This is a genomic window from Waterburya sp., from assembly GCF_058530065.1.
Genome location: NZ_JBZNBU010000183.1, coordinates 1 through 21,984, shown reverse-complemented (window position 1 = coordinate 21,984; position 21,984 = coordinate 1). Strand labels below are relative to the sequence as shown.

21 protein-coding genes are annotated in these 21,984 nt (G+C 39.2%); 10 read left to right on the top strand and 11 right to left on the bottom strand.

Annotated features, from left to right (window positions below; genetic code table 11):
* Window positions 1–72: 72 nt before the first annotated feature.
* On the bottom strand, window positions 73–606 hold the full coding sequence (locus AC33VI_RS11695) for a Rab family GTPase (RefSeq protein ID WP_491782436.1): 534 nt from the start codon (window positions 604–606) through the stop codon (window positions 73–75).
* A 7-nt stretch (window positions 607–613) separates the two neighbouring features.
* Window positions 614–2,839 carry an OmpA family protein gene (locus tag AC33VI_RS11690; RefSeq protein WP_491782435.1) on the bottom strand — a complete coding sequence of 742 codons (2,226 nt, stop codon included), beginning with the start codon at window positions 2,837–2,839 and terminating at the stop codon, window positions 614–616.
* 826 nt (window positions 2,840–3,665) lie between these two features.
* On the opposite strand from AC33VI_RS11690, the gene AC33VI_RS11685 reads away from it, so the two are divergent.
* Window positions 3,666–4,763 carry an RDD family protein gene (locus tag AC33VI_RS11685; protein WP_491782434.1) on the top strand — a complete coding sequence of 366 codons (1,098 nt, stop codon included), beginning with the start codon at window positions 3,666–3,668 and terminating at the stop codon, window positions 4,761–4,763.
* 201 nt (window positions 4,764–4,964) lie between these two features.
* On the opposite strand, the gene AC33VI_RS11680 is transcribed toward AC33VI_RS11685, so the two are convergent.
* The gene (locus tag AC33VI_RS11680; RefSeq protein WP_491782433.1) at window positions 4,965–5,828 is read right to left on the bottom strand and encodes a LapA family protein; all 864 of its coding nucleotides are present in this window, start codon (window positions 5,826–5,828) and stop codon (window positions 4,965–4,967) included.
* 278 nt (window positions 5,829–6,106) lie between these two features.
* On the opposite strand from AC33VI_RS11680, the gene AC33VI_RS11675 reads away from it, so the two are divergent.
* The 4 genes from AC33VI_RS11675 (at window position 6,107) to AC33VI_RS11660 (ending at window position 10,532) form a co-directional block, all read left to right on the top strand.
* Window positions 6,107–6,463 carry a DUF6825 family protein gene (locus AC33VI_RS11675; RefSeq protein WP_491782432.1) on the top strand — a complete coding sequence of 119 codons (357 nt, stop codon included), beginning with the start codon at window positions 6,107–6,109 and terminating at the stop codon, window positions 6,461–6,463.
* Window positions 6,464–6,737: 274 nt separating this feature from the next.
* Window positions 6,738–8,462, top strand: a complete 1,725-nt coding sequence (locus AC33VI_RS11670; protein ID WP_491782458.1) for an ABC1 kinase family protein — start codon at window positions 6,738–6,740, stop codon at window positions 8,460–8,462.
* A 79-nt stretch (window positions 8,463–8,541) separates the two neighbouring features.
* Window positions 8,542–9,270 carry a Stp1/IreP family PP2C-type Ser/Thr phosphatase gene (locus AC33VI_RS11665; RefSeq protein ID WP_491782431.1) on the top strand — a complete coding sequence of 243 codons (729 nt, stop codon included), beginning with the start codon at window positions 8,542–8,544 and terminating at the stop codon, window positions 9,268–9,270.
* Between the two features lie 68 nt (window positions 9,271–9,338).
* Complete coding sequence (locus tag AC33VI_RS11660) at window positions 9,339–10,532, top strand: M20 family metallopeptidase (protein ID WP_491782430.1); 1,194 nt, start codon at window positions 9,339–9,341, stop codon at window positions 10,530–10,532.
* A gap of 73 nt (window positions 10,533–10,605) precedes the next feature.
* On the opposite strand, the gene AC33VI_RS11655 is transcribed toward AC33VI_RS11660, so the two are convergent.
* Window positions 10,606–10,833 (bottom strand): ferredoxin family protein, encoded by a 228-nt coding sequence (locus tag AC33VI_RS11655; protein WP_491782429.1) that lies wholly within the window; start codon window positions 10,831–10,833, stop codon window positions 10,606–10,608.
* A gap of 71 nt (window positions 10,834–10,904) precedes the next feature.
* Window positions 10,905–11,816, bottom strand: a complete 912-nt coding sequence (locus tag AC33VI_RS11650; RefSeq protein ID WP_491782428.1) for a S66 peptidase family protein — start codon at window positions 11,814–11,816, stop codon at window positions 10,905–10,907.
* A 76-nt stretch (window positions 11,817–11,892) separates the two neighbouring features.
* On the opposite strand from AC33VI_RS11650, the gene AC33VI_RS11645 reads away from it, so the two are divergent.
* On the top strand, window positions 11,893–12,369 hold the full coding sequence (locus AC33VI_RS11645) for a DUF4079 domain-containing protein (protein WP_491782427.1): 477 nt from the start codon (window positions 11,893–11,895) through the stop codon (window positions 12,367–12,369).
* A gap of 57 nt (window positions 12,370–12,426) precedes the next feature.
* Here AC33VI_RS11645 and AC33VI_RS11640 read toward each other — a convergent pair whose 3' ends face one another.
* A complete protein-coding gene (locus AC33VI_RS11640) occupies window positions 12,427–12,738 on the bottom strand; it encodes a hypothetical protein (protein ID WP_491782426.1) in 312 nt (103 codons plus the stop codon).
* Between the two features lie 101 nt (window positions 12,739–12,839).
* Here AC33VI_RS11640 and AC33VI_RS11635 point away from each other — a divergent pair, with 101 nt between their 5' ends.
* Window positions 12,840–13,031 carry an NAD(P)H dehydrogenase subunit NdhS gene (locus AC33VI_RS11635; RefSeq protein WP_491782457.1) on the top strand — a complete coding sequence of 64 codons (192 nt, stop codon included), beginning with the start codon at window positions 12,840–12,842 and terminating at the stop codon, window positions 13,029–13,031.
* Window positions 13,032–13,125: 94 nt separating this feature from the next.
* Window positions 13,126–13,785: an HAS-barrel domain-containing protein gene (locus tag AC33VI_RS11630; RefSeq protein WP_491782425.1), complete on the top strand. Its 660-nt coding sequence runs from the start codon at window positions 13,126–13,128 to the stop codon at window positions 13,783–13,785.
* A 126-nt stretch (window positions 13,786–13,911) separates the two neighbouring features.
* Here AC33VI_RS11630 and AC33VI_RS11625 read toward each other — a convergent pair whose 3' ends face one another.
* Window positions 13,912–14,136 (bottom strand): hypothetical protein, encoded by a 225-nt coding sequence (locus tag AC33VI_RS11625; RefSeq protein WP_491782424.1) that lies wholly within the window; start codon window positions 14,134–14,136, stop codon window positions 13,912–13,914.
* Window positions 14,137–14,209: 73 nt separating this feature from the next.
* Between AC33VI_RS11625 and AC33VI_RS11620 the strand changes: the two genes are divergently transcribed.
* Window positions 14,210–14,959, top strand: a complete 750-nt coding sequence (locus AC33VI_RS11620; RefSeq protein WP_491782423.1) for a TIGR00297 family protein — start codon at window positions 14,210–14,212, stop codon at window positions 14,957–14,959.
* A 483-nt stretch (window positions 14,960–15,442) separates the two neighbouring features.
* Window positions 15,443–18,193 (top strand): PAS domain-containing sensor histidine kinase, encoded by a 2,751-nt coding sequence (locus AC33VI_RS11615; RefSeq protein WP_491782422.1) that lies wholly within the window; start codon window positions 15,443–15,445, stop codon window positions 18,191–18,193.
* On the opposite strand, the gene AC33VI_RS11610 is transcribed toward AC33VI_RS11615, so the two are convergent.
* From AC33VI_RS11610 to cpeA, 4 genes are all read right to left on the bottom strand, one after another.
* On the bottom strand, window positions 18,190–19,407 hold the full coding sequence (locus tag AC33VI_RS11610; RefSeq protein WP_491782421.1) for an ABC transporter permease: 1,218 nt from the start codon (window positions 19,405–19,407) through the stop codon (window positions 18,190–18,192). The two genes, AC33VI_RS11615 and AC33VI_RS11610, sit on opposite strands and share 4 nt — an antisense overlap.
* A 531-nt stretch (window positions 19,408–19,938) precedes the next feature.
* Complete coding sequence (locus AC33VI_RS11605) at window positions 19,939–20,595, bottom strand: ComF family protein (protein ID WP_491782420.1); 657 nt, start codon at window positions 20,593–20,595, stop codon at window positions 19,939–19,941.
* A gap of 62 nt (window positions 20,596–20,657) precedes the next feature.
* Entirely contained in the window at window positions 20,658–21,263 is a 606-nt protein-coding gene (locus AC33VI_RS11600; RefSeq protein WP_491782419.1) for a HEAT repeat domain-containing protein, read from the bottom strand.
* 196 nt (window positions 21,264–21,459) lie between these two features.
* The gene (gene cpeA / locus AC33VI_RS11595) at window positions 21,460–21,954 is read right to left on the bottom strand and encodes a C-phycoerythrin subunit alpha (protein WP_491782456.1); all 495 of its coding nucleotides are present in this window, start codon (window positions 21,952–21,954) and stop codon (window positions 21,460–21,462) included.
* Window positions 21,955–21,984 lie beyond the last annotated feature (30 nt).

The following is a 21,984-nucleotide window of genomic DNA, read 5'->3' as shown; positions in this document are numbered from 1 at the left end:
ATTAATTTAACTGAGCTTATTATTTTCTCACAAAAGTCTTTCTATTTAATTTGGAGAAAAGATAAATCCCGATTAACCACTGGGAGGGTTGATCATCTCTTGAGAAAGTTCGGTAAATATCTCAGCTACATTTTCTCCTGTTTTAGCAGATGTGAGACGAGTAAGGAGTATTTCAGGGCGATCGAGAAAATTATAATTCTCCCTTAGCTGGGCTAGCTTTTCTTCTGGGACTAAATCTGCCTTATTAAGAGCGATCGCAATAGTTCCTTGGGGATTTGTTTTTAAACTAAGCTCGATATGATTGCTTATATTGCTGAGAGTGTTGGTACGAGATAAATCAGCCACAATAATCGAACCGCTAGCACCCGTAAGATAGCTGGGAGTTATTCCTTTAAATTTAGTATTTCCTTCCAAATCCCAAACGATCAAGTTAATTTGATCGATATCCAAATTATTTTTTACTTGAATAGATTTGCGAGATATTTTAACTCCAACGGTAGATAAATATTCATCGCTAAATTTATCTTCAACAAAACGTCTAATTAAACTAGTTTTACCGACATTAAAATCTCCTAATAGACAAATTTTTTTAGTTATGATTGACATTGTTTAGTTATGATTCGGGCGATTTCGTGGGAATAAAAGGCTCAAAACGTACGTAACGAATCGAGTCAATTGCACTTTGGCTGGGCTGGGATGAAAAACGATGTCGATCGCAATCTGTTATTAGTCTGCTAGACTCAATACCCCGATCTACAAGGGCATTTCTCACCTTAGAACAACGCTGTATGCTCAACTTTTGATTGAGTTGCGTCGAACCTTCGCGATCGCTATGGGCAATTAATTTGAGATGCAGCTTTGGATATCGATCTAAAAACTGCACGATGTATTTAATCTTACTAGAATTTTCTGCGATCTCTAATTTATCCGAACCGATCTCAAAATAAATCCGCTCATTAACTATTGGCAGGCGATCTCTCAGGTTGATTAAGGTTGTTTCGATGCCTGGAATTTCAGCAAAAGCTTCAACGAGGGATTTTTGCTCCCCCTCCTCCAGCACAAATCCATCAATTGATAAACGACGAGATTGATATTGAGTATCAATTGCTACTCCCTCTCGTTGATTGAATAGTTTGGTCAATCTGGCAATTTCTCCCGCGATCGCCTGAGGGTTATAGGGTATATTTACTGTAACGATTTGATTGTCCAATTCTAATTGATTGGCTTCGGCAATGTTACTAGCAATTTCTCCTGCTTGAAGTCGTAAATCTGGGGTTGGCACTCTCCCAGTAATAGTTAGTTTTCCTCCTTCTACCTGGGAATTTAAACGATATACCGATAATTCAGGAGTAGCATCCAACTCCACAGCCGTTATGGTTTCTACATTACGAGCGATCCTTCCGCGATAGCTAACCCAACCCCAAGGAATCAAAATTATTGCCAAAATAAAAGCCAGCAACCATAACAAAGTAGTGGGCGAGGAAGATTTTGGTCGCTCTACTTCTATTTGAAACAAATCTTCTAGTTGGTGTTTAATTTCAGGAGGAACTGTAGCTGTATCTCCTGCAAATTCTTCGATCGCCTTACCATGCTCTAAAATAATTTTGCCAAAAGTACGTCTGATGCGATCGATAAAACTCTTAGTCGGATCTCCTCTAAGTACTACTGCTAGATAGCAATATCCTGCCACTTCTAAATGGATTTGCCAGTTTCCATAGTCAACAGTATCTAATTCCGAACCCGAAACAAGACAGTCATTAGCAAAACTGCGGATCGCAGTGAGCATTCCCGCTACCATATCCGAATCTAGTTGCTGTTCCCCTAACTTTTGTACTTCTTGAATTATCAAACCCGAATCTTTATCAATTAAAAAGATTGCCTGTACGTGGCAACCGATGGATTCTTGGAGGATTAATTCTGCTTCCGATACTCCTTTAATTTTGGCTCTAATCTTGCGTTTAAATCCTTCTGGAGAAAGAGTATTTTCTACCTTGTGATTGATCTCTTGGACTACTTCCACCATATATTTAGAAATAGTATCCCCAATCACGGGATAAAGAGCGTCCACCATAGCATCTTTTTCTACTTCTATTTGGGTTTTAATGGCTTTGCCCATCTCCGAACCCAAAGCTTTAGATATGGCATTTTCATCCAATTTAATCTGTTCTTCAATGGATAGTGCCAATTCTGGCGCGATCGCTTTGGCAATTTCTTGAGGGGAAAGTTGGATTTTTGCGGCGATTGCTGATGGCAGAATTTCCGCGATCGCTCTTGCCATCTTTTTCGGTTCTTCTAGATGTCTTCGTTCGATTAATTGCTCGATTACTGGCGCGATCGTTTCTAAAAGGGTTTCGCGATCTTCGTCAACTTTATATTTTAAGAGTTCTACAATTAGGGGAATCAAAGTATTAACCGATTCGACTAATTCTTCGGTAGAGGTGGATTCCGTTTTTAATTCTAGAACCCCTTCCTCTAATTTTAAAGTATTGTCCTTCGATAATTTGGCATCGAACTTTGGTGCTGAATCTACAGTTTGCCGTAAAAATGCTTCATACTCTACTGCTTCTTTGGGAGTGAGATCTTGTTTTACTGCTTCAACTTCAACTTCTAAATCGGAGTATTGGGGATTATGGTCGATCGCCTTTGGTTCTTCTGCTGCTAGTAACTCTGGATCTAAATTGGTATTTTTTTCTGCCGATACCTCCACTTTCTTCTCAGAGATGATATTAGTTGGAAGTGATGAATCATCCAATAAAATATCAATTAAATTATCAATTGATTCTGCTTCAGTAGCAGAATTTTGTGGAGCAAGAGAAAAGCGATCTGAAGAAAAATTCATCTAAAAAAAAATATTTTATGTTTTCAAAAAAATAACCGAGATATAATTCTGGATTTCATAAGTTGGAATAAACCTAGCATTTATACTACTAGAAATCGTCTTGAGAAATTACGGCAATTATTCCTAATAGACAATATTCAAGGCTGGTTCGAGATTGACCCTGACATTATTAGAGATAGCGATTATCCGAAACAAAAAATTAGTAATCCAGATCCAATACCAGACATTGTTCGAGAACAGATAGAAAAGAATTTACACAAGCTTCCAGATCCAATTGCTCGAATGTGGATTATTTGTTTCTTCCCTGCCATGCGCCCCTACGAATTGGCATTGCTCTAGAAAGATTTCTAGAGCAAGTGGGAGATAAATAGAAATTAATTTGGTGGCGTAAAAAGGGTAAAAAGTTTTACTAACATTCTGTTCCAATTACAACAACTATAGCTAATGAAGATATTCTCGATGTTTATTTCTCAACAAGTCCAGTATTGACCGTGCCGTCTGATGTGACTTGAGCCTGTGCAATACTACTTGAAGTGTAAAGATAACCGACAGTGCAAAGACTAACCTGTAAAGGAAATAGTAGAGCTTTTTTTCATGGTGTACGAAGATAGAGAAGCTGGTAATTTCATCTAAAATACATATTACAGTCTCAAGCATTATGAGTATGACAAACAGTTTACGAAAATCAATTCAACGATAAAGTTAGTTTCTGCATAGAACCCTCGTCTGAAATATAAATAATTTGCGCTCGAATTATAAAGACCTTAGGTTGAATATTTATAATGCTTTCAATCTAGATTATCCAATAGTTTAAGGTTTGTAGATCGTGTCTTTAAAAGATGTTTGGCAACAGAAAAGCGATTATCAGTTGGAGATTGCTGCAAGAGAACTAGACCATTACGAAAAGCCCGCACAACAAGCAATACTTTTTGAAATCCACAAAAGAGGACTTAATAAAGTTCGTTCTGATACTAAAATTTCATTGAATAAGAAAGGTTTGCAGAAACCTATATATGCTAATTATTGGTCGAGATTTACGGCAGCAGTTATCGATCGCGCGATCTCTGTAATTATTTTCATTGTCGTAATTTCATTATTGATGTTGGTTTTGAATGCTTTGGAAATTAAATTAGCAAATGATGATTGGATATTTCCAACATTTCTTGTAATTGACTGGCTTTACAATGGGATTCTAGAAAGTTCTACAAACCAAGCAACTCTAGGTAAGAAATTACTGAGTATTAAAGTAACTGACTTGGATGGCAAACGAATATCTTTTGGTCAAGGTTCGGTAAGATATTTAGGGAAATATTTCTGTGCGGTACTTTTTATATTTAATAAGTTTAGGATTGTAGCTTTTAGCAATCAAAAACAAAGTATTCAAGATATTATGGCAAATACTTTAGTAGTTAAAAAGAGCAAACAAAGAAAAGTAAAAGTTAATTACACAAAACAACAAAATAATTATTCTCAGAAAAAATCCCCCCATGATAATATCTGGATGAATAGACAAAACGAACAAAAAGCTCTAATTAAATATTGGCAAGAAAATAATATTCCCTACCAGTTAAGAGAAAATGAAATTCAATTTGGCGTAATTACTTTAAAAGTATCCTCCGATAAAAATTCTATTGTAGAGTTAGGACAACAATTAAGATCTTGGAAAGCAGATAATCAGGAAGTAAAGAGAATTATTGGAATTGAAAGAATGCTTAAGGGCGAACGTCCAAAGGTAGCAACATACCTTTTTATGATTCCTCACATACCGTCGATGCCAGAAACTTGCCACGAAAATGTAGCTTTAATTCTTATCAGCAAATCCGCAGACGAAAAAGAACTTGCAACAAGCCTTACTAATTTGGTTAAGAAGAGCAGTATTGCTAAGGTTCTATCTTATCGTTTTTACTGTGATATAAATCGGTGAGAATATTTCTACGTAAACTACTTGAGCGTTTGTTTTTCAATTCTGAGGCTTTAGAGGAATATGTGTATAATTCAACAGCGTTAAATAGCAGTTGCGAAGGACTTCTAGTGGAAGAAAGAAACAGAAACTTAAATCGTTAGGTTTAGGAATCCTTTGCCCATGCACGATGGGAGGATGTCAAAGACTATTACTGCTAGACTTTTAAAGAGTTTTAGTAGTTATTTCCGTGATTTCTGGAGAGTTGCGGTTTTGATGTTGGGACACATCCAAATTATGCTCTGCTTGTTTGAGAATGCTACGACTGTCGAGAGTATCTGTGGGATCGACTATTACTGCCCCAAGACTTACTTTTAAGGGTAATGAAGTTCCATCTGCTTTTTGCAAGGGAGACTCGCTAATTTTCTCTAGCAAATAATTGGTATATTGAGTAATTTCTGTGCCTTTTAAACCCAAAACCAAACAAATAAGACGTTTGCGTTCGGTAATACCCAAAAAACTGTCGGGAATAGCAGCATTTTTAAATCTTTTGGCGATCGCTTTATAAACTGCATTTTCACTTCCCACGTCGGCAAAAGTCAATGAAGATTTGCCAGGTTCGACAGCTAACAAAGCAACCAACAAAGAACCATAGCGGGGGTTATTCGGTTGATTTTGAATTTGTTGTAAAAGTCGATCTGTTACCTTGATGGTGGCATCTTTAGTGAGCAATCCCGTAACATTATCTGATAGTTCAAATGCTTGTAATAGCTCTTGAGTAGCTGATTGTCGGGCGAGATTTGCCGATTCTTGTTGGGAATTGATTCGATTTTGTTCCCTTAATTGAGTTTCTAATTCGGTAATTTTCTTTTTTTGTTGAGCATTTTGCCAACCTCGCTTAATAATAGTTGGCAGAGATAACAACAAGCTAATAATAATACCCAAACCTAAAACAACAATTAAAACAATTGCTAGAGACTCTTCAAATTGCCAAGCACCAAAACTAATAGTCACCAAAGTAGAATTTTGGAAGGCAAATAATACGGCTAATATAGCCATGGCTAGACCAATAATTACTAAAAAAACCATGTAAATTAATTTAGATAAAAAAGTATAATATTGTTTCGTATGCCATCAATTTTATCGAATAACTGTCACCGATATTTTCCGTTCAATTGAATAGTACAAAAACACTTAAATAAATTTTTTAAATTACCAGTCAGCAGTAAAAAAGCGATCGAGTAAATTTTTAGCCAAGAGTCAGGGAAAGGGGCAAAGTATAAAGATAAACAGGAATATTAACCAACTTTTGCGCTAAGGTCTAGTATATAATTTGTAACAAATAGCCATAAATAAACTCGATCTCTATGAGCAATCCCGTTACTGATGCTTTCTTTTTTGGGAGAGCATTAGCTGAAGTATTCAGCGAAAAACTAGAAGAATCTTTTACCAACGCTATGAGCGAATTCGGTAAATTTGATGCCGAACAAAGAGAAAATTTAAGAATATTTTTAGAAGAAGTACAGTCGCGAGCCGATCGCGCAGCGGGGAATCCAACTTATTCCAATCCTGCCAACACTTCTACTTCCTCTAATTCCTCTAGCACGACTCCTACCTCTAAGATCGAAATTGACATTTATGCTGACGATCTTCAGGCAATGTTGGATAAACTAAGGGCAGAAATTGCTACTTTAAGAGCCGAATTAAAACAATATCAAGACTGAGGGCGATCAAACTAAATCAACAATTAAGTTTGGCTGTCATCAATTACTTTGTGCTGGTTCGACCCTAGCCAACTTGTTTGAGAAAAGCTTAAGTTAATGCGATCGAGTATCATAAATTGAGTTTTTTGAGCCATAAATCGCTAAGATTTAGATTAGTTAATTTTACTTAACCAATAAGACTTTACTTTAATATAAGTTAATAATTTCTGTGTCTCCTGCCCTTCCCCATCAAAATTCAATCGCTCGCGAGTCAAGCAAATCCAACCCTTCCCCAATGGTTTTGAATGTTGCTAGTCCAACATCTCAAATCTCTAAATCGGTCGTAGTGGCATCAGGCAAGTCTTATCGCTGGAATCGGCGTAACTATTCTCGCAATCGTCGTCGCATAGATATTTGGTTGTTTGTCTTCACCTTTCTGTTCAAAAACTGGCGTAACAATCGCAAGTGGACTTATCAGGGTGGTTTTACCCCAGAAAAACAAGCAATTAGGCGCAGAAAGCAAGCGATTTGGATTAGAGAGAACTTTCTAGAATTAGGACCTACTTTTATCAAGCTAGGACAGCTATTCTCCACTCGTGCCGATCTGTTTCCCGTAGAATATGTTGAGGAACTTTCTAAGCTACAAGATAGAGTTCCTGCTTTTCCTTACGAGCAGATCGAACAAATTATCGAAGGGGAATTTGGCAAACCAGTCGTTAAACTATATGCTAGCTTCGACCCGATTCCCCTAGCAGCAGCCAGTTTGGGACAAGTACATCGAGCCAGACTACACAGTGGCGAAGATGTGGTAGTCAAAGTACAACGACCAGGGCTAAAGCAGTTATTTACGATCGATCTAGCTATCTTGCGCCAAATTGCTCGTTATTTTCAGAATCACCCCAAATGGGGCAAGAATAGAGATTGGATGGGCATATACGATGAATGTTGTCGTATTCTATGGGAAGAAACCGACTATCTTCGGGAAGGTCGCAATGCAGATACCTTCCGCCGTAATTTTCGTGGTGAAGATTGGGTTTGCGTACCCCGCGTATATTGGAAATATGCTTCCCCCAAAGTATTGACTTTGGAATATATGCCAGGAATAAAAATCAGCCACTACGAAGCTTTAGAAGCAGCAGGTTTAGACCGAAAAATCTTAGCTCGTTTGGGAGCAAAAGCCTACCTCCAACAAATACTCAACGGAGGATTTTTCCATGCCGATCCTCACCCTGGTAACATAGCAGTCAATACCGACGGGGCTTTAATCTTTTATGATTTTGGCATGATGGGGCAAATCGAAAACAACATTCGCGAAGGTCTGATCGATACTTTGATGGGCATCAGTCAGAAAAACGGCGATATGGTAGTTAAGTCTCTAATCAATTTAGGAGCGTTAGTCCCCACGGGAGACATGACTTCCGTCAGGCGATCGATCCAATATATGTTAGATAACTTCATGGATAAACCCTTTGAAGAACAATCGATCGATGCTATCAGCGAAGACCTCTACGATATAGCCTACGGTCAGCCTTTTCGTTTTCCTGCCACCTTTACCTTTGTCATGCGAGCTTTCTCTACCCTAGAGGGGGTGGGCAAGGGTTTAGACCCTGAATTTAATTTTATGGAAGTCGCTCAACCTTATGCAATGCAGCTTATGACTAGTAATGGACCTAACGGCAACACCATCTTTGATGAATTGGGCAGGCAAGCTGCCCAGGTAGGTACTACTGCTCTGGGACTACCCAGAAGAATCGATGATACTATCGATAAATTAGAGAGAGGAGATTTACGAGTTCGAGTTCGTTCGATAGAATCAGAAAGAACAATACGCCGTTTGAGTGCAATTCAACTCGGTACAAACTATACTGTGTTGTTGAGTGCGTTATTAATATGCGCCACACTCCTATTGGTCAACGATTATCAGATTGTTGCAGCCGTTGTTGCCGCGATCGCCCTAATCCCTGGTTGGGCTTTTGTGCGATTGTTAAAACGTCTCGATCGCATTGACCGTATGTTCTAAGCAAGATAATAATTTTTCCAACATTATTGTATTGTTGTTTATTACTTGCATTCTGTTTCAGTTTATAGCTTAACTGTTTATGAAGCGTCATTTTATAGGTCTTACAGATACCGGGGTTGTTAGAACAGCCAATCAAGATAACTACTTCGTCGATGAAAAGTTAGGGCGTTTTTTCATAGTGGCTGATGGCATGGGCGGTCACGCTGGGGGACAAGAAGCCAGTCGTATTGCTACGGAAATTATCCGTAACTATTTGGAACAACACTGGGAAGATAATTCTATTTCCTCTCCTGAATTACTCAAAGAAGCAGTAGAAAAAGCCAACTTGGGGATCGTTGAAGACCAGCGTTCTCACCCTGAAAGAAGAGATATGGGGACAACTGTAGTAGTTCTCATATTTCGAGACGAGCAACCTTGGTGCGCTCACGTAGGGGATTCGCGCTTATATCGCCTGCGCAGTTCTAACTTGGAGCAAATTACCGACGACCACACTTGGGTGGGAATGGCTTTGAAAAAAGGCGAAATTGACGCAGAACAAGCGAAATTCCACCCCTGGAGACACGTTTTATCTCAGTGTTTGGGTAGGGAAGACCTACAGCACATAGATATTCAAGAATTTGAAATTCAATCTGGCGATCGCCTATTAATTTGCAGCGATGGTTTGACTGAAGAAGTGGCTGACGAGCAAATTGAAACGGCTTTATCTAATTTAGAATCTCCCAAAACTACAGCACAACAGTTGATTGAATCTGCCAAATCAGCAGGAGGATCTGATAACATTACTGTAGTAATAGTTACTCAGGATTAACATCCCGCAATCCTCAAAATCAATCTGGCGAGGAGAGAAACCATAAAGCTCACCGCCACCATAACTTAATGCTCTCTGAAATCAAAAAAATCGCCCAAGACTTTGCCCCGCGACTGATCGAAATTCGCCGTCACATTCACGCTCACCCCGAATTGAGTGGAGAAGAATATCAAACTGCTGCCTACATAGCAGGAGTACTTTCTTCTTGCGGTTTGAACGTTACTGAAGCGGTAGGAAAAACAGGAGTATTAGGAGAATTAGCAGGTTCGGGGAACGACCGCCGTACTCTAGCGATTCGGACAGATATGGATGCTCTACCCATACAAGAGTATCCCAAACATGACTTTGCTTCCCGCAATCAGGGAATTATGCACGCTTGCGGACATGACGTTCATTCCACCTTGGGCTTAGGTACGGCAATGGTTTTGTCCCAGCTATCGAACAAATTACCAGGCAATATTCGTTTCTTGTTTCAACCCGCCGAAGAAATCGCTCAAGGAGCAAAATGGATGGTTAAAGATGGGGCGATGGAAGGAGTAGATGCAATTTATGGCGTTCACGTTTTTCCCTCAATTCCTGCCCGTCAAGTGGGCATTCGTTATGGTGCTTTAACTTCTGCTGCCGATGAATTAGAAATTATCATTCAAGGAGAATCGGGACATGGGGCGCGTCCCCATCAGGCGATCGATGCCATTTGGATTGCAGCCCAAGTAATTAACACCCTCCAGCAAGCCATCAGTCGGACTCAAAACCCCTTACACCCTATTGTTTTGTCTATCGGTCAAATACAAGGAGGACGCGCCCCTAACGTCATTGCCGACCGAGTGAGAATGGTCGGTACAGTGCGATCGCTTCATCCCGAAAGCCATGCTACCCTACCCCAATGGATTGAGAACGTTGTCAAAGGGGTTTGCGATACTTTTGGCGCAAAATATCAAGTGGACTATCGTCGTGGTGTTCCTTCAGTACAAAACAACGAAAAACTAACTCAAATTTTAGAAGCAGCTACCCGCGAAGCCTGGGGCGATGAGAGCGTTCAACTGCTGCCCGAACCCTCTTTGGGTGCAGAAGATTTTTCTGTGTATTTAGATCGAGTTCCTGGTTGTATGTTCCGTTTGGGAATTGGGGGGGAAGGAACAAACTATCCCCTACACCACCCCAAATTTGAAGTAGACGAGGCAGCAATTATGACTGGAGTAGTCACCCTAGCTTATGCTGCTTATAAGTATTTATTGGGAAACGAAGAGATAGGTAATAAGTAATAGGTAGTAGGTAGGGGCGGTTCGCCCTAAAGGATTAGTTTTGCGTCCGAACCGCCCCTACGGTAGTAGGTAGCTACTGGGGAGTCTTCTGTAATTCTGGTCTTTCGTCAGGAACGATCGCCCCTTCTACGGGACATACTTGCAAGCAGATACCGCAGTCAATACAAGTATCAAAATCGATCCAATACCATTCAGTTCCCTTAACATTTTTTCCAGGCCCATCGTGGATACAAGCAACGGGACAAGCATCGACGCAATCGGCAACGCCTTCGCAAACATCAGTGACAATAGTATGAGACAAAACTGGATTCTCCTTTAAGTTTTATTAAGCATTCTCTGTGTTTGAAATTCTACCAGATTCTCATAACAGCTTTAAGTTGAAAGCTGCCAACTCAAGCTACCTCGATCGCCATTTAAAGTAACAATTTGTCCTACGGGTAAAGCAGCATTTATCCCATCGTGACCAAAAGGTAAATTCCACACAAGAGGAACGTTCAAGTCTTGAAGGCGATCGCGCAATACTTCTTCAATTGTCCAGCTTTTTGTACCTGGATAGGGCGTGCAACGACTAAATCGACCGAGGGCAATGCCTTTAATATGCTTAAATACTCCACTCATATGCCATTGAGTCAAAAGGCGATCGATTCGATAAGGATATTCGGTGACATCTTCTAAAGCGATAATTACTCCTTGCAAATTGGGCTGGAGAGGCGTGTGTAAAAGATGGGTAATTACTGTTAAATTTCCTGGCAATAATATTCCTGTAGCTTCTCCGCCCCCTCCTGGTTTTCCTTGTAAGGATTCGATCTCGCCTTTCTCTAAATAGTCAAACATTCTGGCGATCGCCCAATCTGGTTCGTCAGCAATGGTAGTTAAAACTGGTGCGTGGAGACTCGAAATATTTACCGTCCCTAAACTCCACAACAAGCTAGTAATGTCAGAAAAACCAATTAGCCATTTTTGACAGTTTGAATCCCAATGCCAATCTTCTAATAGTCTAGCTGCGCCATAACCGCCCCGAATTGCCACGATCGCTTTACATTCTGGATTTTGCCATGCTGCGGCTAAATCCTCGCGACGCTGGCGATCGCTCCCTGCGAGGTAACCGTAACAGGACTGATAATTATCGCCTAATTCAATGGAATAACCCCTATTTTTCCAGATAGCTATGCCTTTCTCCAAAGCATCGGTAGTTTTTAAAGCACCACTGGGGGCGATCGCCACTACCAAATCTCCAGGTTTTAGTAGAGGTGGAAGTTGATAGGGATAAATCGTACTTAGCATCGTAGGACAATATGAATATATGTTAAGTTACTTTTTATAAAGTCTTTAGAATCTGAAATATCAAGAGGAGAACATCATGGCGTTTGAAATTCCCCAGGGAGTTAAAACTTGGTCTCAATTCGGTCACCCCATTCTAATGTGGGTCTTATTTGGCATTACTGTATATGCTTTGTATTTAGGAATTAAAAGTTCTAAAATTCGCAGCGCAGATAAAGAAACCAGAAAAGAATTAATCGGCAAAAAATTTACCCAAAGACATCACCAAATGGGTTCAATTCTATTGGCTTTAATGGTGGTCGGAAATATGGGTGGCATGGCTGTTACCTATATTAATAACGGTAAATTATTTGTTGGTCCTCATTTAATAGCAGGATTAGTGATGACGGCGATGATTGCTGTTTCTGCTTCTTTAGTACCTTATATGCAAAAAGGTAATGATTTGGCTCGCACTACTCACGTATCCCTCAATGTTGTGTTGTTAGGATTATTTGGCTGGCAGGCTTTTAGCGGTATGCAAATCGTCCAGAAAATTCTCGATCGCATGATGTCTTAGTTGGGGATATTCAAATATATTGTGGACTTGTCTGTTACTTAAGACAAGTCTTTTAGCTTAAAGGTCAGCTTTGTCTAAAAAACGAATCAAAAAGTACATTCCAATCACCAATAATCCAATTCCTACGAATACCCCTGCAATCAAATAATTTTTTACGGCAAAAGACAGAATAACAGCAATCAAATAAGGAATACATAAAACAATAATAGTTATGGTTAATCTACTGAACGTCCAATTAATATCTGGAACATCGGTTTTAATGCCGTATCTTCCTTTGTCTATATCATATTTAGGAGGTTGTGCGTCGCAGGATTTTTTATTTCGTCCCAGGCGAAGCTGTTTGGGTAGATTGGTTTTTTTTCGTGGCATATCTTTAGCCCTATTTGCGTCTCAACCATAATAACCGCAGATTTAATATAGAATAAAACACAAAATCAAATATAAGCAGAGCGATCGCCAATAAAATAATGATGATTCTACCTGGCACAACAGTTAAAGTTATTAATGCTGACGATATTTATTACAATTTTCAAGGTTTAGTACAGCGGATAGATGCTAGCAGAGTAGCAGTACTATTTGAAGGAGGCAACTGGGATAAGCTAGTTACCTTTAATTTATCGGAATTAGAACCAGTAGATCTTACTAAGAAGAAAAAAAAGTAATTGTTTGCCAATCGATTAAATTTGTCATAATATTCGGCAAATCCACATAGAGTAATTTAGTATTATTCCATAACTGCTATTTGCTATATAAATAATGCGTCTTCCACTACCTCAATTTACAGTTGACGATCGCAATCCCCAACATATTGGCGAAGTAATTGAAACTTCTACAACTCAATATTTAGCCCAATGTCTCGAACCAGAAGATTTAAAATTTCCTGTAATGCCCCCTTTTGGTAGCTGGATCAAGTCTTTTGATGAAGAATCTGGTAACAAAATTTTGGCAGTTGTCACCTACGTTACTACTAGTCCTATAGATTCGGTTCATCGTGCCAGAGCATTGGGCTTGTCTTTGTCAGAATTGCGCGAACAACAACCACAAATTTTTGCCATGCTTAAAACTGAGTTTAAAGCTGCCATTGTCGGGTTTGAAGCTCCGAGCAACAACAATGGTAATAGTTTGGGGCGAGTATATCAGTATTTGCCCCCTCGCCCCCCTCAAATCCACCAATCAGTTTATCATTGCGACCCAGCAGAAGTGGTTAACTTTACTGAAAATCTAGATTTTTTGCGGACTCTCCTGCAAGCTAAAGACATACCAGTCGAGTCTTTAGTAGCTGCTTCAGTGCGAGAAATTTACCGTCTCAGACAAGCAAATCGCGATTGGCTGGTAAATGTGGGTCGAACTCTCAGCACCCTATTAAAAGATGATTACGATCGCTTGCGCTACATTCTCAGTCAGATTCATTATTAACTTTTAAGAAACAAATTACACTAAATAAATTCAAATTCGATCTTAAAAAATAATGAGCGATCGCCCTAAGATAATTTTTTGTTGTTTTACAACAGAAGACTACGATATTTACCAAGAAATTTGTGGTTAGTTATTATCCATCTGTTCTTGCAAATAAGTCTGTAACAATCCGTCTAGCTTATCTTCTGGACAGCATTCAATTAAAGCCTCAAAAGCCTCATAAAGTTTGGCTGCACTATCTCCTAGGATTGGTGTGATTCCCCAAACATCCTCTACCCACTGTTGGGGTGGTAAATCTTCAAAAATCATTCGTTCTAATAGTTGTTTGGCTTCGGTTTTATCAAGAGACATGAATTCTGAATAGAAAGATAAAGATTAGTTGATAGGCTAAAGACATAAAATATCTATTACCAAAATCTTTGAGATGCTCGATACTTTGCCCCTGTCTAATTCTTGGACGATCGCTTTAGCTGTAAACTCTATTTTATTAGGTGTTGCCTGGTTTTTGCCCAAAAAATTATTGACTCCCTGGGGATATTTAAACGCTCTGGTGTTAGGGGTTTTAGTTTGGGGTACTTTAAGCTGGCAAGGTTATGCCATTGTGATGTTGTTTTTCTTGGGCGGTTCGGCTTTAACTTTTGTGGGGATCGAGCAAAAAGAAGCAGAAGGGATTGCCGAAGAACGTTCTGGAGTTCGGGGGGCGGGAAATGTTTGGGGATCGGCACTGACAGCAACTATTTGTGCGATCGCGACTTTGTTTGTGGATTCTCCTTGGCAAGAGTTGTTAGTTTTGGGTTATGTAGCTAGTTTTTGTACTAAGCTTTCTGATACTACTGCCAGTGAAGTGGGCAAAGCTTATGGTAAGACAACTTATTTGATTACTACTCTCAAAATAGTCCCTAGAGGTACGGAAGGTGCGGTTAGTTTGGAAGGTACGATGGCGGGGATCGTTGCTTCGCTCATATTAGCTACGATCGCTTGGATAATTGGCACGATCTCTTCTTTGGGTATTATTTGGTGTGTAGTTGCTGCTTTTGTGGCTACTACTATTGAAAGTTTGATTGGTGCAACTTTAGAATCTCGTTTTAGTTGGCTGACTAACGATCTGGTTAACTTGATTAACACCATTATAGGTGCGTTTGTCGCTATTTTGTTAGGTTGGCTCGCTGGCTGATAGATCGCTAGTTTTAAATATTTATATTAATTTTTGTAACTACAAGTCACAAAGTGTTACAATATCGAGCAAATTGCCCAGTTATTCTAGATTTATTTCTCGAACTAATTTTACTGCGCTTTTCACATGGGTAGACCACATAATTAAACTTTAAAAACTAAGAACTAAAAACTAAAAACTACGAACTAGTAAATTTTCCCAGAGAGCTATTCAACTGAAAACGGCTGTAAGTATAGATTATTCATAATTTGGAGTATAGAAAAACTGTAATGCAGACTTAAATTAAAATCAATTGAAAGTACGGTTTTAAATCAATGGGGTTGCGAATAAACTGTATCAAAAAATACATTTTTGGCTAAACTACTAAAGAAAATTTGAACTAACAGCACTATTACTCAGATCGAAAGTTAATCTAAAAGCTGATTTATCAAAGACTCAAGATTCTCAGCTTATAATTGCCCTTTCCCCACAACAGCAATCTCAATGAATCATGTTCATTCATATTTGTCCAAAACCGAATTGGTCAAACAATTAGGCTATTTTCCTGCATTTTTAACTCCTGCGATCGATTCATCTCTAATTTTTCGCAGCTTAGTTCAACAAACTTTTTCGGCTTATATCAATAATCCTCTACCCAATTTATTTAAAGAAAAACTTTTTGTTTGTTTATCTCGTTATTTTGGTGTGAGTTATTTCACTATTTGCCATAGTTGCACTCTTTTATCTCTGGGAATGAGCGCGCCAGAAATTCTCACCTTAGAAGAAATTACGCCTCCCCATCAAGAAGAAGATATATCCCCAGACTTAGAAATATTGGACGATCGATGGGGAGATGGCAAAGGTTGGCAAAACGATCCCGAATTAGAAAAGAGTTTGTTGCGTTGCGCCTATTACATTTTTTTATATTCCTCTCAAGCCAATACCAGTATCTCAACTCTGCAAAAAATCTTGGGAACTACTTATTACAATTATTTAGTAATTTTCTTAGGATATATCAAACTTTGCCATCAATGGGTAGCCAGCCATCCCAGTATTTCTCACCAACAAGATCGTCGTTCTCAACTGCATTTAGGCTCTTTGTTACTCGCCGAAAGTAGATTGGGTCAGTTTTTTCAAAGCAATATTCAATTAGAAGAAACTCAGTTCGCTAAACCAGAACTGGCGATCGCCAGAAATAATAGACGACCTTCTTCCTTATCTCCTCGTCAAGAGTCTAACTCTACAGATAAATGGCAAATTCAACATACCACTTTAGCCAATTGTCTGGCACATATACCTTTTCCCGTGATGATTCATAATCATGACGATCGTATTCTCTATCTCAATCGCAATTGGGTTGAGGTGACGGGCTATAGTATTTCTGACATTTCGACGCTCGCTGAATGGAAGCAAAAAGCAAGAGTCAAGCAAAATCCAATAAATTCAGACTTCATAACTCCTGCAATTTCACCGCCAATTACTCAAAAAATAAATAAAGTTCCTCTGATGGGAACTCAAACCAAAAATATATTGCAGGACATTGCCCATTCCCTCAGCAATTTGGCGGAGGAAATGAATCACATCAAGCTTGAATATTCCCTGGAACAAGCCATTCAAAGCAAAGCCAGCATTACTACCAGCGATGGAAAAAAGCGTTTTTGGGAACTATATACCGCCCCTCTTCGTTGGGGACAAGAACAAGAAGAATTAACGATCTCCATCGTTAAAGATATTACGGAAGTAGTCAATAAAACTAGAGAACTGGCAAAAACAGTAACTAAACTAGATTCAGTCCCAGAAACCTCTTATATTGGTCATTGGAGTTGGGATCTGAGAGATAATACCGTTCGAGTTTGCGATCGCGCTCGTAAGATTCTTGGTTTAGCCGAATTTGATGGCAGTTATAAAAGTTTCTTGGCATCTATTCACCCTAAAGCTATAGAGAAAGTAGATTTGAGCTTGGTTAAAGCCATTAAAACCAATCGCAATCTAAAAATTGAATATCCAATTATCAGCTTAAATTACGCCATTTCCTGGATTCAACTTCAATGTAAAATTAATTACAATTCTGCTAGAGAAGTAACTGGACTAACTGGTACAGCAATGGATATTACCGAATCTAAAATTAGAACGAAAGAAATCAAACATCAAAATCAACTAGAATCCCCAACATCAGCGAAACAATCCTGTGAAGATCTAGCCGACATCATCAATTTACTACCTTCTTATATTTTTGTAGTTAATCTTCACGACGAAACAATTTCTTTCGTTAATCGCAAACTAGCTAAGAGTTTGGGTTTGTCCGATACCAAAGCAGTTCGAGGCAAAAGCATCGCCGAATACTTCTCTTCAGATTATGCTCGTCAAGCTGTTTGGCAACAACAACAAGTTATTACCTACGGCAAAGAAATTAAAGTTCAAGAAGAAGTAACTCTCGCCGATGGAGTCCATTATTTTGACACGACAATAACTCCTTTACGCAACAAAAGTGGCGAAATATATGCTTTGTTGCATACTTCTAACGATATTCCCGACTTGGCAGATACCAAAAAAGCCCTTTCTCAGCGTACGTTGCAATTGGAAGCTGCCAACAAAGAATTAGAATCTTTTTCCTATTCTGTATCTCACGATTTGCAAGCACCCTTGCGGGTAATTAACGGCTTCAGTCAAGTACTGTGGGAAAATTACCAACCCAATTTAGACGATCGCGGTAGGCACTATTTACAACGCATACAAGCCAACAGCAAAAAAATGAGCGACTTGATCGACGCTTTATTGCAACTGTCTAGAGTTACTCGCACTCAAATGAAATCGGTTCGAGTCAATCTCAGCAAAATGGCGGGAGATATTATTGAAGAATTACGCTCGACAGAACCAGATCGCCAAGTAGAATTTATTACTCAGGAAAATCTTACTGCTTATGGAGACCCTCAGCTGTTGAGGATCGTCTTAAATAATCTATTGCACAATGCCTGGAAATATACTTCTAAGCGAGAGCGAGCCTTAATAGAATTTAAGGGAATTTTTAGTGATTGCGATCGCCCTATTTACTACGTGAGAGATAATGGTGCGGGTTTCGATTTAGAATATGCCGATAAATTGTTTACTGCTTTTAAACGTCTTCATACTCAAGAAGAATTCCCAGGTACGGGAATCGGTTTGGCTACAGTACAACGCATTATCTACCGTCACGGTGGAAAAGTTTGGGCAGATGGAGAATACGATCGCGGTGCGACTATTTATTTTTCCCTTTAAATACTTCTGAGGGCAACAATTGGATCTAATTTGGCTGCTGCCTTAGCAGGAAAGACACCAAAAGATAAACCGATCGCCCCAGAAACTCCTACCGCCAGAACAATGGCAATGGGGGAAATAGCAGGAGAAAGAGGAGAAACCAAACCCACAATTAAAATTCCCGTGATTCCCACTGCCGTTCCAATTGCGCCCCCCGCAGCAGAGAGAATCGTTGCTTCAATCAGAAATTGCCACAAAATATCTTTTTCCTTAGCACCGATCGCTTTACGCAAGCCGATTTCTTTGGTTCTTTCAGTGACCGCAACTAACATAATATTCATTACGCCAATTCCCCCAACTAACAAGGAAATCCCTGCGATCGCAGCTAATAGCACCGTTAAACCACTGGAAATAGTGCCGACAATCTCTAAAACATCTTTTTGAGTGCGGACGCTAAAATCATCTTCTCCCGTAATTTTGTGACGTAGACGCAACAGGTTTTCGATCTGCAACTTAGCAGCGCGAATGCTATCTTCATCTTTAGCAGCAATAGAAATAAAAGTTACTTGAGTACCATAGGGAGAATCATTACCGACTATTTGATTTGCCATGGTTGTCAGGGGTACATAGGCAGTTAGATCTTGATTTTGTCCTAAAAAAGCTCCTTTCGATTCTAATACCCCAATGATTTCTAGATTGATATTTTTAACTCGAATTTTTTTACCTAAAGGATTTTCGTAAGGAAAAAACTTCTCTGCTATTTCCGAACCTAAAACTACTACTCTACGGTTGCGCTTGATATCGACATTATTAAAAAATCGCCCTCGATCTACTTCAAAACTCCTTACGGTCAGATATTCTGGAGTCGTACCAACAATTTGCTCGTTGACATTGCGATTGCGATAGGTCATTAATTGACTGCTAGTAATTTGCGGTGCAGTTTCTTTAACTGTAGGGACTTGTTCGGCTATAGCGATCGCATCTTCCCAAACTAAGGTTTTGGGGGCATTAAAAGTAGTGCGTCTTTCTTCTTGTGTACCAGGAACTACAAAAATTACATTAGGGCCAAGAGCCTCAAACTGTTCGGAAGCTAGGTTTTTTGCTCCTTCCCCCACTCCCACCATCGCAATCACCGAAGCGTTACCGATAATAATACCCAACATGGTCAGGCTGCTACGCATTTTATTGGCTACCAAAGTCGCCACAGCCATTCTAAAGCTTTCTACTATGTTCATTTTAGATAATTAATACTCAATATAGCCAATTCAAGCGATCGCACCAATCGTTACTCAGTCGCGGACTTAACAATACATTGTAGAAAAAAATACCCAACAAACTCATATTCTGAATCTGAATTTATTAAACTCATCTCTGACTCTACAACGCTAGAATCACTCTCTCCTCCTTCATCTGGATCGCTTATTTTCTTTAAATTTATCGCTTTCATCTAGATGTCTAGACAAATCTTTCCCTTCCACTTAATTATTTATGGAAAATCAATTTACTGTGCTTTTCACATGGGTAGACCACATAAATTAAACTTTAAAAACTAAAAACTGAAAACTAAGAACTCACGACTTGGAAGGTTTCTCTAAAATCTATGCTTAACAAGGGTTTTGGAAGGCAAACACAAATACTATTTCAACGCAATTACGTTGCTTTCGTGATGAATAATTATGCTAACCTTCCAAGTCGTGAAGAACTACGAACTAGTAAATTTTCCAAGGGAGTTATTCAACTGAAAACGGCTGTAATTGATTAATTTTCTATAGCTGCCGAAAACTAGTAGTTTTAGCAACAACCACAGAGCCAATGACTTGAATTTTATTCTGTCTAAGAATTCTTGCCGATTCCTTAACAGTAGTTCCCATAGTGTAAATATCATCTAACAACAAGACGGGATGAGAAGGTAATTTTTTGCCCAAACCAAATGCACCTTTTAAATTATGGCTTCTCTCTTCAGGGCTAAGATCGAACATGGCTTTAGTTTCTCGTATCCTAACTAGAGCTTGAGGAGATAAATCGTATCCCGTTAACCGACAAAAACCGCGAGCTATTTTTTCTGCTTGGTTGAAACCCCGATCTTTCATTTTTTGGCAATGCAGAGGAATCGGAACGACAGTAACTTTTTGCAAATCAATTGACTTGTTCTCCATCCAAGCTTTAGCTAATAATTCTCCCAAAACCAAACCTATTTCGGGAGAATTATGATATTTCATCGCCAAAATAGCTCTCTTCAATTGTCCTTCATACCTACCCCAAGCAAAGACGGGTAAATCTCCCCACCATGAGTTGCGATCGCGTTGCTTGAATTGATGAGTTATGAGCTTATTAAAACAGTATTGACAAATTGTTTTAGCACTAGTTCTTTGGCACAAAGGACAGGGAGATTCGAGGAAAACTGAAAGAAATTGTTTGAGCATATTCTTAGTTTTCCCAAAAAAACCATCGCGATCGAAGTATTAATTGAAATTTAAAACTTAATTTAATTTTTGTATTTCATGACCATCTCTAAACGAGACAAAGCACTTACAGCGGATTCTTTAATATAAGGATCTGCCGAATCATCTTGAGAAATCTTATTTAAAACTTCAACTGCTCTAGGATCGCCCATAGAACCCAAAGCATTTAAGATTGTTACTCCTACTGCGGGGTTGTCAGTTGCTTCTAAAGTTTCTACCAATAAATCGAATACAGGAGAGCCAATTTCCCCTAAAGTCATTACCGCAGGAATATAAACTACAGGATTAGGATCGTTTAAAGCTTGTTTCAATCCTTGAATACCTGCTTCTGGCATTGGTGTCTCTGGATGGTGAGCCACTATTTGAGCTAAAGCTTTGGCACAACTAGAACGTACTGTAGGATTATCGCTATTAAGCAAAGAATCCACTACATAGGGAACGACATCTTCTCCAATCACTCCTAATGTCTTAACGGCAGTTCTTCTGTATGTCACATCTTCTTCATCCAGAATGCTCATCAGACGAGGAATAGTATTCTCATCTCTGGCTTCGGCTAATTCCCACATTGCTTTACCCCGCAACTTGGGGTTAGGGTGCTTGAGTTTCTCAAAAATAGCGTCTATGGTCATTTACCCAATTAAACTAATAAAGTTAATAACTCTATCTTAAAATTTTTTTGATTGTTAAAAAATATACGGTCAAAAAACAATGAGGGCTTTAAGACTGATACTCAAACTAGTTCAAAGTCAAAGCAACAGACCTAAAGCCCCCATTAGCCGATCAATCTTAAATCTACAGCTATCAAACTGGATACCAGCTTATCTCTTAAGAAAGAGAGTTGATTACGTAATCTAGAAGAGCGTTGTATTCAACTAAAGCTTGAGCGGACATATCGCGAGGAGCGCAACCACGGTTACGAGCAAAGCTTAAAGCTTCAACGTAAGGAGCAGTAGGCAAATTTAACGCACGATATACTTCACGCTGTCCAGCAATACCCCATTCGTCCAAAGGACCAGTACCACCAACAACTAGACAGTAGTTGATCAAACGCATATAGTGTTTGATGTCACGAAGACACTTGCTTTTGAAAGTATCAGTAGAGTTAGCTTCGCCATCGTTGTTCAAGTAAGAATACTTCTTGATGCAAGCATCGTAAGCTTCTTGAGCAACGTTATCGATGTTGCTAGCTAGTTTCTCAGCAGCTTCCATACGAGCAGCAGAGCGCTGGATAGAACCTTGAACGGATTCTAGGTCAGAGGTGGAGGGGAAACGACCTGCTGCATCAGCAGCGGCAACTACCGTGGTAATAACTGATTTCATGTTTTTATCTCCAGATTGGATTTGATCGAG

Bases quoted from the DNA above. Each gene is read 5' to 3' on its own strand.
- AC33VI_RS11690 (WP_491782435.1), bottom strand. From the start codon at position 2,839: ATGAATTTTTCTTCAGATCGCTTTTCTCTTGCTCCACAAAATTCTGCT.
- AC33VI_RS11630 (WP_491782425.1), top strand. From the start codon at position 13,126: ATGCGTCTTCCACTACCTCAATTTACAGTTGACGATCGCAATCCCCAA.
- AC33VI_RS11680 (WP_491782433.1), bottom strand. From the start codon at position 5,828: ATGGTTTTTTTAGTAATTATTGGTCTAGCCATGGCTATATTAGCCGTA.
- AC33VI_RS11610 (WP_491782421.1), bottom strand. From the start codon at position 19,407: ATGAACATAGTAGAAAGCTTTAGAATGGCTGTGGCGACTTTGGTAGCC.
- AC33VI_RS11600 (WP_491782419.1), bottom strand. From the start codon at position 21,263: ATGACCATAGACGCTATTTTTGAGAAACTCAAGCACCCTAACCCCAAG.
- AC33VI_RS11660 (WP_491782430.1), top strand. From the start codon at position 9,339: ATGCTCTCTGAAATCAAAAAAATCGCCCAAGACTTTGCCCCGCGACTG.
- AC33VI_RS11665 (WP_491782431.1), top strand. From the start codon at position 8,542: ATGAAGCGTCATTTTATAGGTCTTACAGATACCGGGGTTGTTAGAACA.
- AC33VI_RS11640 (WP_491782426.1), bottom strand. From the start codon at position 12,738: ATGCCACGAAAAAAAACCAATCTACCCAAACAGCTTCGCCTGGGACGA.
- AC33VI_RS11695 (WP_491782436.1), bottom strand. From the start codon at position 606: ATGTCAATCATAACTAAAAAAATTTGTCTATTAGGAGATTTTAATGTC.
- AC33VI_RS11605 (WP_491782420.1), bottom strand. From the start codon at position 20,595: ATGCTCAAACAATTTCTTTCAGTTTTCCTCGAATCTCCCTGTCCTTTG.
- cpeA (WP_491782456.1), bottom strand. From the start codon at position 21,954: ATGAAATCAGTTATTACCACGGTAGTTGCCGCTGCTGATGCAGCAGGT.
- AC33VI_RS11650 (WP_491782428.1), bottom strand. From the start codon at position 11,816: ATGCTAAGTACGATTTATCCCTATCAACTTCCACCTCTACTAAAACCT.
- AC33VI_RS11625 (WP_491782424.1), bottom strand. From the start codon at position 14,136: ATGTCTCTTGATAAAACCGAAGCCAAACAACTATTAGAACGAATGATT.
- AC33VI_RS11675 (WP_491782432.1), top strand. From the start codon at position 6,107: ATGAGCAATCCCGTTACTGATGCTTTCTTTTTTGGGAGAGCATTAGCT.
- AC33VI_RS11645 (WP_491782427.1), top strand. From the start codon at position 11,893: ATGGCGTTTGAAATTCCCCAGGGAGTTAAAACTTGGTCTCAATTCGGT.
- AC33VI_RS11635 (WP_491782457.1), top strand. From the start codon at position 12,840: ATGATTCTACCTGGCACAACAGTTAAAGTTATTAATGCTGACGATATT.
- AC33VI_RS11615 (WP_491782422.1), top strand. From the start codon at position 15,443: ATGAATCATGTTCATTCATATTTGTCCAAAACCGAATTGGTCAAACAA.
- AC33VI_RS11620 (WP_491782423.1), top strand. From the start codon at position 14,210: ATGCTCGATACTTTGCCCCTGTCTAATTCTTGGACGATCGCTTTAGCT.
- AC33VI_RS11670 (WP_491782458.1), top strand. From the start codon at position 6,738: ATGGTTTTGAATGTTGCTAGTCCAACATCTCAAATCTCTAAATCGGTC.